Source organism: Geothrix sp. (assembly GCF_049292215.1).
GTDB lineage: Bacteria > Acidobacteriota > Holophagae > Holophagales > Holophagaceae > Geothrix.
This window is the reverse complement of sequence record NZ_JBATQW010000047.1, coordinates 17,947-30,220: the sequence shown is the minus strand read 5'-3', so window position 1 is coordinate 30,220 and position 12,274 is coordinate 17,947. Positions and strand designations below refer to the sequence as shown.

Below are 12,274 nucleotides of genomic sequence, written 5' to 3'. Positions count from 1 at the left end.
CGCCGCGGACTTAAAATCCGCTGCCCGCAAGGGCGTGCCGGTTCGAATCCGGCCGGGCGCACCAAGACCAATCTCTGTATGACGGTTAGGTTTTGAAGCGCCCCATCAACTCTGCCAGGCCTTCGGCGGTACGCGACAGCTGCTCGGTGGTCGCGGCGTTGCTGTCCACGGTCCCCGAGAGCTGGACGCTGGCGCTCGCATTCTGGACGGCCTGCTGGGCACCGAGTTCCACCTGCTTGGCAACCTCTTCGCTAGCCTTGGCCTGCTCGCCCGAGGCGGCCTCAATCTGGGTGGACATGGCGGCCACCTCGGAGATGTGATCGCGGATGGTTTCCAGAGCCTGCACGGCATCCTGGACCGTGGCCTTGCCCTGGGTCACCGCCTTGTTGCTGCCCTCGATGAGGGCGGCGATCTCGCGGGCGGAGGCATCGCTCCGTTCGGCCAGCTTCCGAACTTCCTCGGCGACCACGGCGAAGCCCTTACCCAGCGAACCCGCCGTGGCGGCTTCGATGGCGGCGTTCAGGGAGAGCAGGTTGGTCTGCCGGGCGATGTCCTGGATGACCTGCACCGCCTCGACCATCTGCCCCGTGGCCTCTTCCACCCGATCCATGGCCTTGAGGGCGGCCTGGCCCGAGGCATTGGCAGTCTGGGCCGTCCTGGAGGCCTCCAGGGAGCGCTGGTGGCTCGTCTGGACGTGGTCGGCGACTTCGCGGACCGAGGCGGACAGCTCCGTGATGGCCGAGGCCATGCGGTCCGTGGAGGTGCGTTGGGAATCGGCATTGCGGGCGAGCTCGCGGCTGGTGCTGGCAATCTCGTGAGTGGCGGTGGCGATCTCGCTGCTGTTCTGCCGGACCCGCATGGCGTCGAATCGGATGCGGTTGATGGTGGTCTTGAGGTTGGCCTGCATGGCCCGGAGGGTGACCATGAGGCTGGTCCGGTCGCCAGGGCGTGTGGGAATGTCCGTGCGCAGGTTGCCTTCAGCGAGCGCCCTGGCCAGCTCAAGGGCGACCTTGGGGTCACCACCCAGCTGATGGTCCAGGATCTGCACCAGCTTGCCGAACACGAGCAGGCCGGCCAGGACCCCAGTGATTGAACCGACTCCAAGGACCCAAAGGCTGAGGCCCGCCCGGGTGGAGATGGTGCTCAGCCGCCCTTCCACGTCTTTGACCTCGGCATCCCGCAGCTTCGCCATGTGCGCCGTGAGGGTCTCAGAGCCCTTGTCGAAGGCCTCCATTAGCCGGTTGCCCTCGGCCAGCCCCTGGTTCTGGTAGGCGGTCACCATGGCCCGCCCGGTGTCGTAGAGGCCGTCGAAGTCGCGGTTGAGCTCGTCGAGTTGCTTCAGGTTCGCCGTGTCCCGCACGGCCAGCGTCCGGAAGGCCTGCTCGGCCTTGTGGAAGGCCGAAGCGGCCTTGGCAGCCTCGTTCATGGAATCGGCCCGCTTGGTGAGGGCCGCATCGGTGATGGCCTGCTGGATCTGCACGGTCTGGAGGGCCATCTCCTCGGCCAGGAGCGTGGTCGGAAGGTATTCCTCCTTCACCGACACCGCCTCGGCCTGGGTGGTGGTGAAGGCGATGAAACTGATGGCCGCCATCACGAAGAAGACCGTCAGGACAGCTGCCGCCGCGGCCCAGACCCGATTGCGGAAGCCCATGTCGGGGAAGGGGATCCAGAGCTTCCGCTCAGGGTCTTCCATGGGCTGCCCGGCATTCGCCCTGGCATACATGCGCTCGGCATCGGCGATCTGGCTCGAGGTGGGCTTGCTGCGGATGGAGACATAGCCCACGATCTGGCCCTGCTCCACGATGACCGTCACATTGGCATCCACCCAGTAGAAGTCGCCGTTCTTGCAGCGGTTCTTGACCAGCCCCTGCCAGGGCTTGCCGGCCTTGATCGTCCGCCAGAGATCCTCGAAGGCCGCCGGGGGCATGTCCGGATGGCGGACGATGTTTTGTGGCTGCCCGATAAGCTCGTCCTGGGTGAAGCCGCTGATCCGGATGAACTCCTCGTTGCCGTAGGTGATCACACCGCGCAGGTCCGTGGTGGAGACGATGTAGGCCCCCTCCTCCAGACGGCGTTCCACCTTGGTGACCGGCTGATTGACACGCATGGGGATCTCCCGGGCAAAGGCTAAGCCTCGACGTGGGCCGAGGCCTAGGGCTATGCCCATGCTTCGGGCGGAACCGGGGGGGGCTTGATTTTAGGGCAGCTGCTTCAGCAGGGGGATCAGGATCCCGTTGAACCGCTTCCAGCCGGACAGGTCACCGTGGATGAGCCGCCGGACCTTGACCCAGTCGTCCTCGGAGGCCGCCTTGGGCACACCCTTCAGCATGAAGTCGTAGGCCTGGATCCGGGCGGCCACGGCGGGATCCAGGGCCAGCTCCGGCTGGTCCACCAGGTCCGCGCCCACCAGCTTGCCGAAGCGGGCGTATTCCGAGCGGCCAAGGAGGGGGACGAACCCCCGCCCGCAGTATCGGGGGCCATCCCCGGGCTCGTGGTTGCCGAGGCTACGGTCGAACTCATACATTCGGCGGAAGTAGGCCTCGGTCCCGGCCTCCTTCTCGGGGGCGAACAGGTAGCTCTCGGTGCCGATGGTGGCGATGGCCGCGACTTCGACGGCAGGCTCCAGGATCTTCAGGGTTCCAAGTGCTTCGACGATCAGGGGCCAGTGAGCCTCCACATTCGCGCGGGGCGCGTGGAGGAGGGTCGCGATGGCATCCGCCGTGAAGTGCATGGCTGGCTCCCGGGGGGCTGGCTGGGTGCGTGAAGATCGGGGGAGGGCCAATCTACCACGGGCCGGTCATCATGGCGGCATGGACCTCCACCGGTTGCACCTCCACGGCGCGGAAGCTGTGATCGCCCGCCACGGTGCGGAACTGCAGGCCCTGAGGCTCGGCGATACAGATCTGCTTTGGGATGCCGGCCCCCTCTGGCCCCGCCATGCCCCCCTGCTCTTCCCCGTGGTTGGCGGCCTGAAGGGCGACCTCCTGCGCCACCGAGGGCAGGCCCTTCCGATGCCCAGGCACGGCTTCGCCCGGGACCGTGCCTTCACCTGGGCGGAGCGCACGCCCGCAGGCTGCGCCCTGGAACTTCGGGATGACGAGGACACTCGTGAGGCCTATCCCTTCGCCTTCCACCTGGTCGTCCGCTACGCGCTGGCAGCCTCCGGCCTCCGCATGGAGCTGGAGCTGCACAACCCCGCCCCCACGCCCCTTCCAGCCAGCCTGGGCCTCCATCCGGCCTTTCGCTGGCCACTCACCCCAGAGCTTTCCAAAGCCGCCCATCGGCTCGTCTTCCGGGCAGAAGAGCCAGGCCCCCTGCACAGGCTGGATGGCCGGGGGCTCCTCACCCCGGAAGGACATGCCACCCCCATCCTCGGGCGCGACCTGGCGCTGCATGAAGACCTGTTCCGCGAGGATGCCCTGATCTTCCTTCAGCCCCGCTGTCGAAGCCTTCGCTATGAAGTCCCGGGCGGACCGTCGCTGGTCCTGGCCTGGGAAGGCTTCCCCCACCTGGGCCTGTGGGCCAAGCCGGATCCGGGGCCCTCCTTCCTCTGCATCGAGCCCTGGGCCGGCCATGCCGACCCCACGGACTGGGAGGGCGACTTCAGCGAAAAGCCCGGAGTCTTCCTCGTGGCCCCGGGTGCGACGCGCAGCTGGTCGTTCTCCGTTGCACTGGGCGGAGAAGCCTAGACGACCTCTGCACCCAGGAAGTGGGGGCCCGCCTGTGTGACCCTGACCTGCACCAGCTCCCCAAAGGGCAGCACGCGACCCGGCCCCACCTGCAGGTGGATCGTCTTCCACTCCCCACTGCGCGCCAGCCACCAGCCGTGCTCGTTGGGCCCATGGGTCTCCACCCGCACCGGGATCTCACGGCCCAGGAAGCGCTCGTTGCTGGCCCGCGTGAGCTGGGTCTGCCGCTGCTGCAGCCGTGTCAGCCGGGCGGACTTCACCCCCGGCGGCAGATCGTCCTTGAGGCGCAGGGACGGCGTGCCGGGCCTTGGCGAGTAGATGAAGCTGAAGGAGCCATCGAAGGCGACCTCGTCGAGCACGCGCAGGGTGGCCTCGAAGTCCTCCTCGGTCTCGCCAGGGAAGCCCACGATGAAGTCGGTGCTGAGGGCGATGCGGGAGCGCCCCTCGCCCAGGTAGCCCAGGCGCTCCAGATACTCGGCCACGGTGTATTCCCGCAGCATCCGCTTCAGCACCCGGTCGCTTCCGCTCTGGAGCGGCAGATGGAGGAAGGGCGCCACCTTGGGGTTCGTCACCAGCACCTGCGCCAGGTCCTTCGTGAAGTTCATGGGATGACTGGTGGTGAAGCGGATCCACTCAAGGCCCTCCACCTCGGAGACGCGCTCCAGGAGGTCGGAGAAGGTGCAGCCGCCGGCGTAACTGTTCACGTTCTGGCCCAGCAGCTCCACCTCGCGGTAGCCCCGCTCCACCAGCGCCCTCACTTCGGCCAGCACATCAGCGAAGGGCCGATGTCGCTCAGCGCCCCGCGTGGTGGGCACGATGCAGTAGGTGCAGGCGTGGTTGCAGCCTTCCGTGATGGTCACCAGGGCCTTGGCCGTGTCCCGGCGACGGGTCACGGAAGGGGGGAACAGGTGGTTGTCCGGATACTCGCCGACATCCAGCACCCGGGCCTTGCCTGCCTTGGCCTCGGCCACCAGCCGCGGCAGTTGCTTGAGGGCCATGGTGCCCAGCACGAAGTCGATGTGGGGGGCCCGCTTGAAGAGGGCCGCCTGCTCCTGCTGGGCCAGGCACCCGGTGACGCCGACCAGGAGCGGACGCCGCTGCTTCTCCTCCCGCAGGCGGCCCAGCTCCGAATAGACCTTGTGCACCGCCTTTTCACGGATGGAGCAGGTGTTCAGCAGTACCAGCTCTGCTTCCTCCGCCGAGGCGACCTCCTCAAAGCCGTCGGCCGACAGCAGCCCCGACAGCTTCTCACCGTCGTGGTCGTTCATCTGGCAGCCCCAGGTCTGGATGTGGAATTTCATCGCTCCGCCCGAATCGATCATTGTAACGGTCGCTCGGAGCAATGCCAGCTACTACGCTGGTCAGCGCAAAGCGTAGATGGTCCCATCCGTGCTGCCCACGTAGACGATGCCCTCGGCGACGACCGGGGAGGACAGGATCGAACCCAGGCTGAACATCCGGTCGAGGCCGATGATCATGCCGTCCAGGGTGCCGTCGGGATAGAGGGCCGACCCGATCATGCGACCCTCGGCGTCCAGATACTTCTTCCCGTTCTGCTTGCAGCCCTCGGTCTGGAAGTCGGCCACCCTGGCGCCCGTGTCGCGGTCTACCAGGTGCAGCCAACCGTCCGAGGTCCCGAAGAGGATCCGGTTCCCGACAATGGCCGGAGAGGAGAAGGACACCGCCTTCATCGGCCGGTCATAGCTCAGCTTGCCCGTGGCGGCATCCAGGGCCTTGAAGCGCTGCCCGTCTGAGGTGGGGAAGTACACCCGTCCGCCCTGCACTGCGGGCGAGGCGATGACCCAGCCCTTGTGGTTGTCGTGCTTCCACAGCAGGGTCCCCTTGGCGGCATCCAGGGCGTAGAAATGACCATCCCGGCAGCCGAAGAAGACCCGCCCATCGGCCACCGCGGCGGAGCTGGCGATGCCGACCTGGTTGTGGAACTCGGGATCTTCGCCGGTCAGGAACGTCCATTGGACGGCGCCGGTGGCGGCATCGAGGGCGTACATGGTCCGATCGAAGCTCCCGATGAACACCCTGCCACCCGACACGGCGGGGGTGGCATGCACGACCCCGCCGGTCTTCCTCTTCCAGCGCAGTGCCCCCGTGCCAGCGTCCAGCGCGTAGACATGCTGGTCCCCGCTGCCCACGAAGACGAGCCCGTCCGCCACCACAGGGGAGGAGTGAAACACATCATATGGATCGGGCATCAGCTCGGTCCGGGGCTGCGCGCCGTGGATGCCCGGGGCCGTGAACCTGCGCTCTCCTTCCGTTCGGAAGGTCCAGACGGACTTGCCGGTGGTGGCGTCCACCGCCTGGATGAGGCCGTCCAGGCTGCTGAAGATGACGCGCCCCGCCACGATGGCCGGTGACGAGGCGATGGCTCCCGCGGCCCGGAAACGCCACTTCAGCTCTCCGGTTTTTGCATCCAGGGCGTACATGCGGTGATCCGCGCTTCCCACGAAGAGCACGCCTCCCGAGACGGCAGGGGAGGAGAGCACCTTGCCACCCGTGCGGAAGGTCCAGGCTGTGGCGGTCAGGGACGGTGGCTCCGATGCATAGATCCCGGTGTGGGCGGCGTCGCCCCGGAACATGGCCGGCACCGACGCCTCCAGCCCCAGGAAGGGGAGCACCAAAGCCACGACGGCCGTGCGCAGGGATTGGTAGGGCCGATTGGGTGTCATGGATCACCTCCGGCACCAACCTACCCCGGCCCCCATCGTCGGAGGGTCAGTGCCGGGGTGAGCCGAGCGGCTGGAGGGGTGGGCGCCTAGGAGGCGGTTGGCCGCGGCATGCAGACGATGATCCCGCCCGGCGTCTCCTGGATCGACAGGCCCAGGCGTGACTGGGTGGCCCTCAGCCAGAGCGAAGGCAGGTTCTTGGGGGCGTCAGGCGGTGGCTCTGGCCGCAGGGCCACCGGCAGCGGGGCATCGCCGACCCAGGTCAGGATCCAGGCCTCGGGAGAGACCGAGGCTTCCAGGCGGAGGGGACCCGGGACCGCCCATGGAAGGATCTGCCGCGTGAAGGCCGCGGCCCAGTCCTGCAGCAGGGGGGCTGGCCAGTAGGTAGCCTCCGCCCCCGCATCCACCAGCTCGACCGGACAGCGGAAGAGACTGGCCATGGGCTCCAACCGCTCCTCGAGCCCGGCTCTCCACTCACTCCAGGCCGCCAGGCCTGCATCCGGGTGCCGCCCGAGGGCCAGCGCACGGGCCATGGCGATGAGCGTCTTCCCATCCCCGAGGGTGGACTCCAGGCGCATCCGGTTCCGGGCATCCAGGGGCAGTCGCGGGTCGCTGAGGTCCAGCACACCCTGGAGCCCCGCCAGCAGGTTGTTGAAGTCATGCAGTGCCGCCCGCCAAAGTTCTTCCGAAGTCATGCCGCCCCCATCCGCACAAAACCCTTGAATAAAGTTACCTTGGAGACGAACCTCTGTGCAGCCATGATGAAGCTCCTGGGACTCGAACATGCAGCAACCGATCAAGCGTCTGGGTGAACTGCTCGTAGAGGGCGGCCTTATTACGCCCGCCCAACTCCAGAGCGCCATCACGCACCAGAAGATCGCCCGGGGCCGTCTCGGCAGCAACCTGGTGGCGCTGGGCTACATCTCGGAAGAGGTCCTCATGGACTTCCTCAGCCACCAGACCGGCGTGCCGCAGATGGATGTGCGCAACATCGAGGTGTCCCCGCAGGTTCTCAAGCTGGTCCCCCACCGCCTGGCGGACCAGTTCACGGTGCTCCCGATCAATACGCAGGAACCGAAGTCCCTGGTGCTGGCCATGTCCGATCCGTCGGACCTCAACGCCATCGACAGCGCGCGGTTCGCCTCCGGCCTTCACATCCAGCCCGTGGTGGCCTCGCATAGCGCACTGAGGAAGGCCATCTCCGACCTCTACCGCCGCCTCGAGGCACCGGTCGAGGCCCTGACCGTGGAGCTCGGAAAGGACCAGAGCCAGGATGATGCGCTGCCCGTGACCTTCACCCTGTCACCCCTGGCGATTCCCACCCCAGCTCCGCCACCGGCGCCTGCGCCCTTCCCCCGGGATCCCTTCTTCGACAGCCCCGCGGCGCCCACGCAGCCGGTCAACATCGACCCGTTCGGGCTCTTCGACCCCACGGTCCCGGCCCGTCAGGCCACGCCCGCTCCCGCCGTCAATCCGGACCTCGTCCACAGTCGCACCATGGGACCGACCCTCCGGAAACTCGAGACCTACCAGACCCGCAGCCTCGTGCTGGGCCTCATCCGCCTCTTCCAGCGCCGGGGGGTGATCGGCGATGAGGAGCTTCAGAGGCTGCTGACCAACCTCATCGAGGCCGGCGAAATCAAGGACGATGATCGACTTGGCTAGTTCTCGACCTTGAGGATCGCCAGGAAAGCCTCTTGGGGTATTTCGACATTCCCGATTGATTTCATCCGCTTCTTGCCCTCTTTCTGCTTGTTGAGGAGCTTCTTCTTGCGGCTGACGTCGCCACCGTAGCACTTGGCGAGCACATCCTTGCGGCGGGCCTTCACGTTGGTCCGGGCGATAATCTTGCTGCCGATGGCGGCCTGGATGGCCACGTCGAACATCTGCTGGTGGATGACTTCCTTCATTTTCTGGCAGAGGGCGAGGCCCAGGGACTGGCTCTTGGCCCGGTGCACCAGGATGGAGAGCGCGTCCACGGGCTCGGCGTTCACCAGGATGTCCATCTTCACCAGGTCGGACTCGGTGTAGTGCTTCATGTGGTAGTCGAAGCTGGCGTAGCCCTTCGAGGTGGACTTGAGCTTGTCGTAGAAGTCCAGCACCACTTCGTTGAGGGGAAGTTCATAGACCAGCATCACGCGGTCTTGGCTGAGGTACTCGAGCTTCTGCTGGAGGCCGCGGCGTTCCTCGCAGAGCTTGATCAGGCCGCCCACGAAGTCCGTGCGGGTGAGGATGGTGGCCTCGATGATGGGCTCCTCGATCTTGGCGATCTTCTGGAGGGGCGGCAGCTTCGTGGGATTGTCGACAGAGACTTCGGAACCGTCGGTCAGATGCACGTGGTAGCGCACGCTGGGGGCGGTGGTGATGAGGTCCAAGTCGAACTCGCGCTCCAGCCGCTCCTGGACGATCTCCATGTGGAGCAGCCCCAGGAACCCACAACGGAAGCCGAAGCCCAGGGCCGTGGAGGTTTCCGGCTCGTAGGTGAAGCTACTGTCATTGAGGCGCAGCTTGTCCATGGCGTTCCGGAGGTTCTCGAAGTCGTCGCTGGAGGTGGGGAAGATGCCTGCGAAGACCACCGGCTGGATCTCCTTGAAGCCCTTCAGCATCTCGGTGGCAGGTTTGGTGGTCAGCGTCACGCCATGGGTCACGGTGTCGCCCACCTTCACGTCCACCAGCTGCCGGATGTTTGCCACCAGGTAGCCGACTTCACCCACGGACAGCGATTCCTGCTTGTCCATCTTGGGATCGAAGATGCCGATCTCATCCACCCGGTGCTCACTGCCCGTGGACATGAAGCGGATCGTGTCGCCGGCCTTGATGGTGCCGTTCATCACCCGGATGAGGTTCACCACGCCGCGATAGGCGTCGTAGTAGCAGTCGAAGACCAGGGCCTGCAGTGGGGCATTCGGATCCCCCTGGGGGGCTGGGATGCATTTCACGATCTGCTCCAGCACCTGGTCGCAGTTCTCGCCGGTCTTGGCGCTCACGTTCACGGCGTGGGCCGTGTCCACCAGCCCGATGACCGTGTCGATCTGCTCGAGCACCCGGATGGGATCCGAGCTGGGCAGGTCGGTCTTGTTGAGGACAGGGAAGACTTCCAGGCCGTTCTCCAGGGCCAGGTAGGTGTTGGCCAGGGTCTGGGCCTCGACGCCCTGGGTGGAGTCCACCACCAGGATGGCGCCCTCGCAGGCGGCCAGGCTGCGGCTCACCTCGTAGGTGAAGTCCACGTGGCCGGGGGTGTCGATGAGGTTCAGGGTGTAGGTCTTCCCGTCCTTGGCAGGGTATTTGAGCGTCACGGCATGGGCCTTGATGGTGATCCCGCGCTCCCGTTCCAGGTCCATGTCGTCCAGGATCTGGGCCTGCATATCCCGGCCGGCCACGGTCTTGGTCAGCTCCAGCAGACGGTCCGCCAGCGTGGACTTGCCGTGGTCGATGTGGGCGACGATGGAGAAATTGCGGATCAGGGCGGGATCTGACACTGAGGAACCTCGAACCCACCATTGTACCGGTGCCAAGGCGCGCTGTCTGCGGAGTTTTCCCAAGGCCGGATCTTCATCATTGGTTGATCCGAACCGATAGGCCCTTTACCCTCAAGTCACGAGTCAAGGAGCCAGCTTGTCCCAGTTCGCGTCCCCCATGACCATCCTGATGGTCGAGGACAATGCCCTTCAGCGACGCCAGATCGAGGCACAGCTGCAGGCTCTGGGCCATCGGGTCATCTCAGCCTCCAATGGCCAGGAGGCTCTCGACCGGATGAAGGAGACCCTGCCTGACCTCGTCATCATGGATGCGGTCATGCCCTCCATGGATGGCTTCAAGGCCTGCGAGGTCATGAAGGGCAACCCGGCGACGGCCGGCGTCCCCATCCTGGTGCTCACCGCACTCAGCCGGGACGCCAAGGATCGCAGCTACGCGGCGGGCGCCGATGACTTCCTCCGCAAGCCCGCCAACACCATGCTCCTCCAGGTCCGGGTGCAGACCCACCTGCGGATCAGGGCCCTCACCCTGCGGGCGGGCACCCCGGCCCCGGCCCGTCCCAAGGTCCTGGTAGTCTCCGCCAGCTCGCTGGTGCGCTCCCAGGTCCAGAACCACTACGGCAAGGACCAGGCGACCTTCCTGGAGGCCCAGGGCGAGAGCCAGGCCCGCGCCCAGATCATGGCCCACCGACCCGACCTCATGGTCCTCGACACCGAGCTGCTGGAAGGCAGTGCCCAGACGCTGGCCGTGGCGATCCACGAGTCCGATGAGCTCAGGGACATGCCCATACTCCTGCTCTACACGCCTGGTGAGCTGGAGACCTGGTCCCGCCTCCAGGAGCCCGTGGCCGATGCCCTCGAGAAGCCGCTGGTCGCCCCGGAAACCCGCCGCCGGGTTTCCCTGCTCGCCCGCCTGGCCCACCTGCAGAAACTCGTCCAGGCATGATCCGGGCGGCGGCCCTCCTCCTGCTGGCGGTTGCCGGTCTGGCGGGGCCCACGGCAGGACGCATCACCGACGGCCGCCAGGGCATTCCCGGGGTGCGCGTCTATCCCGACCGGCAGCCCCGCGTCGCGCCCACGCTTCCCCCGCCGGTGGCGGTCACGGATGCTGAGGGCCGGTTCCGCCTCGACCTGGCGCCAGAGGATGCCGTCCTAGCTGTCGAGAAGGACGGCTGGCGGCGCGAGCTCGTGCCGGCCGCGGAGTGGTCCCGCGAGATCGTGTTGCATCCCGAGCCGGGCTTCAGTAAGGGCTCGGTTCTCCTCGTGCGCCTCGACTTCCCGGACGAGCCCTCCCGCGTGCCGGATGAAGCTCTGCGGGACCTGCTCTTCTCGCGGAGCCCCGGCGTGGCCAGCGCCGCCAACTACCTCTACGAGGCGAGCAAGGGCGCCCTCTCCCTGGTCGAGGGCCGGTTCCTCAAGCTGCGCAGCACCGAGCATCCCGCGCCACGTCGCGATGAACACGTCTCACCCATGGCCCGCTGGGTGCTCAAGCAGCTGCGCGGCGAGCCCCTGGGCGACTGCGACCGGCTGGACAACCGCTCCGGCGCGCCAAAGCCGGACGGTAAGCCCGACTTCCTCTGGATCATCGCGCCCGGCCACCCGCAGTCCGTGACCGGCAACCCATCGCATATCAAGGCCGTGAGCCTCCTGATGCCCCTGCCCTGGAACCAGCACCGGCGCTGGCCCCTGCTCTTCATGACCGAGGAGGTGCCCCTGGGCAACATCGTCCACGAGGCCTTCCACAGCATGGGCGAGCACCGGGTGGACGACCTCTACCTGGAGGATGGCATGGTCTCCACCGCCGGCATCTGGGACCTCATGGACGGCGGCCAGTATCGGGGCTGGGACCGCCAGCACCCCGACGAGGGGCCATGGGTGGCGGACATGGGTTACAGCCCCTCCCACCCCATGGCCTGGGTGCGCTCCGAGCTGTGGTTCCGGGGGCGTTTCCAGACTTCGGTCCGCCACTTCGCGGTGAAGGGCCGGAGCTGGGAGGGCTGGCTCGGACCGGTCGCCCGGGCCCCGGGTGGTGATCCCCAGTGGCTCACCCTGGCCGATCCCCGCAAGAAGGGCCGCTTCTTCAGCCTGGAGGTGCGTCGCCCCTGGGGCTTCGAGCAGGGTCGCATCGGCGGCCGCTCCGGTCCTGGCCACCAGGGCCTGGTGGTGGCCCTCATCGACCCGGGCCTGCTCTCCTACGGCGATCCCAGGGGTCCGGTGCGCGTGGTGGACGCCCACCCGGGCAGCCCGAAGCCTCCCCCGCCGAGGCTGCCGCTCGGGCTTTGGGAGCTCGACGACGCCGCCTTCAACCTCGGCCCAAGCGAGCAGCCGAAGGGCCGCAGCGGGCCCCTGTCCTGGGAGGTGCTGGAGACGGATGCCAGCGGCCGGATGCGGGTTTGGGTGAAGCTCGATCGACCCTGACTTTCCCCTG

The 12,274-nt window shown here is 66.9% G+C and carries 10 protein-coding genes; 4 read left to right on the top strand and 6 right to left on the bottom strand.

Annotated features, from left to right (window positions below):
- Positions 1-85: 85 nt before the first annotated feature.
- Both WAS25_RS08270 and WAS25_RS08265 read right to left on the bottom strand, forming a co-directional pair.
- Positions 86-2,107 carry a methyl-accepting chemotaxis protein gene (locus tag WAS25_RS08270; RefSeq protein ID WP_422311049.1) on the bottom strand — a complete coding sequence of 674 codons (2,022 nt, stop codon included), beginning with the start codon at positions 2,105-2,107 and terminating at the stop codon, positions 86-88.
- 90 nt (positions 2,108-2,197) lie between these two features.
- Positions 2,198-2,731, bottom strand: coding sequence for a hypothetical protein (locus tag WAS25_RS08265; protein ID WP_422311048.1), 534 nt, complete (start codon positions 2,729-2,731; stop codon positions 2,198-2,200).
- 79 nt (positions 2,732-2,810) lie between these two features.
- On the opposite strand from WAS25_RS08265, the gene WAS25_RS08260 reads away from it, so the two are divergent.
- Positions 2,811-3,689 carry an aldose 1-epimerase family protein gene (locus tag WAS25_RS08260; protein WP_422311047.1) on the top strand — a complete coding sequence of 293 codons (879 nt, stop codon included), beginning with the start codon at positions 2,811-2,813 and terminating at the stop codon, positions 3,687-3,689.
- Here WAS25_RS08260 and miaB read toward each other — a convergent pair.
- The 3 genes from miaB to WAS25_RS08245 form a co-directional block, all read right to left on the bottom strand.
- On the bottom strand, positions 3,686-4,990 hold the full coding sequence (gene miaB, locus WAS25_RS08255) for a tRNA (N6-isopentenyl adenosine(37)-C2)-methylthiotransferase MiaB (RefSeq protein WP_422311046.1): 1,305 nt from the start codon (positions 4,988-4,990) through the stop codon (positions 3,686-3,688). The two genes, WAS25_RS08260 and miaB, sit on opposite strands and share 4 nt — an antisense overlap.
- A 60-nt stretch (positions 4,991-5,050) precedes the next feature.
- Positions 5,051-6,373, bottom strand: coding sequence for a PQQ-binding-like beta-propeller repeat protein (locus tag WAS25_RS08250; protein WP_422311045.1), 1,323 nt, complete (start codon positions 6,371-6,373; stop codon positions 5,051-5,053).
- A gap of 86 nt (positions 6,374-6,459) precedes the next feature.
- The gene (locus WAS25_RS08245; protein ID WP_422311044.1) at positions 6,460-7,065 is read right to left on the bottom strand and encodes a hypothetical protein; all 606 of its coding nucleotides are present in this window, start codon (positions 7,063-7,065) and stop codon (positions 6,460-6,462) included.
- 88 nt (positions 7,066-7,153) lie between these two features.
- Between WAS25_RS08245 and WAS25_RS08240 the strand changes: the two genes are divergently transcribed.
- Entirely contained in the window at positions 7,154-8,035 is an 882-nt protein-coding gene (locus WAS25_RS08240; RefSeq protein ID WP_422311043.1) for a hypothetical protein, read from the top strand.
- On the opposite strand, the gene lepA is transcribed toward WAS25_RS08240, so the two are convergent.
- The gene (gene lepA, locus WAS25_RS08235; RefSeq protein ID WP_422311042.1) at positions 8,032-9,849 is read right to left on the bottom strand and encodes a translation elongation factor 4; all 1,818 of its coding nucleotides are present in this window, start codon (positions 9,847-9,849) and stop codon (positions 8,032-8,034) included. The two genes, WAS25_RS08240 and lepA, sit on opposite strands and share 4 nt — an antisense overlap.
- 136 nt (positions 9,850-9,985) lie before the next feature.
- Here lepA and WAS25_RS08230 point away from each other — a divergent pair, with 136 nt between their 5' ends.
- A complete protein-coding gene (locus tag WAS25_RS08230) occupies positions 9,986-10,792 on the top strand; it encodes a response regulator (protein WP_422311041.1) in 807 nt (268 codons plus the stop codon).
- Positions 10,789-12,264: a carboxypeptidase-like regulatory domain-containing protein gene (locus tag WAS25_RS08225; protein WP_422311040.1), complete on the top strand. Its 1,476-nt coding sequence runs from the start codon at positions 10,789-10,791 to the stop codon at positions 12,262-12,264. Before WAS25_RS08230 ends, WAS25_RS08225 begins: the two co-directional genes overlap by 4 nt.
- Positions 12,265-12,274: the final 10 nt, after the last annotated feature.

Excerpts from the sequence above, each read along its gene's own strand:
- WAS25_RS08270 (WP_422311049.1), bottom strand. The coding sequence starts at position 2,107 with ATGCGTGTCAATCAGCCGGTCACCAAGGTGGAACGCCGTCTGGAGGAG.
- WAS25_RS08265 (WP_422311048.1), bottom strand. The coding sequence starts at position 2,731 with ATGCACTTCACGGCGGATGCCATCGCGACCCTCCTCCACGCGCCCCGC.
- WAS25_RS08260 (WP_422311047.1), top strand. The coding sequence starts at position 2,811 with ATGGACCTCCACCGGTTGCACCTCCACGGCGCGGAAGCTGTGATCGCC.
- miaB (WP_422311046.1), bottom strand. The coding sequence starts at position 4,990 with ATGAAATTCCACATCCAGACCTGGGGCTGCCAGATGAACGACCACGAC.
- WAS25_RS08250 (WP_422311045.1), bottom strand. The coding sequence starts at position 6,373 with ATGACACCCAATCGGCCCTACCAATCCCTGCGCACGGCCGTCGTGGCT.
- WAS25_RS08245 (WP_422311044.1), bottom strand. The coding sequence starts at position 7,065 with ATGACTTCGGAAGAACTTTGGCGGGCGGCACTGCATGACTTCAACAAC.
- WAS25_RS08240 (WP_422311043.1), top strand. The coding sequence starts at position 7,154 with ATGCAGCAACCGATCAAGCGTCTGGGTGAACTGCTCGTAGAGGGCGGC.
- WAS25_RS08225 (WP_422311040.1), top strand. The coding sequence starts at position 10,789 with ATGATCCGGGCGGCGGCCCTCCTCCTGCTGGCGGTTGCCGGTCTGGCG.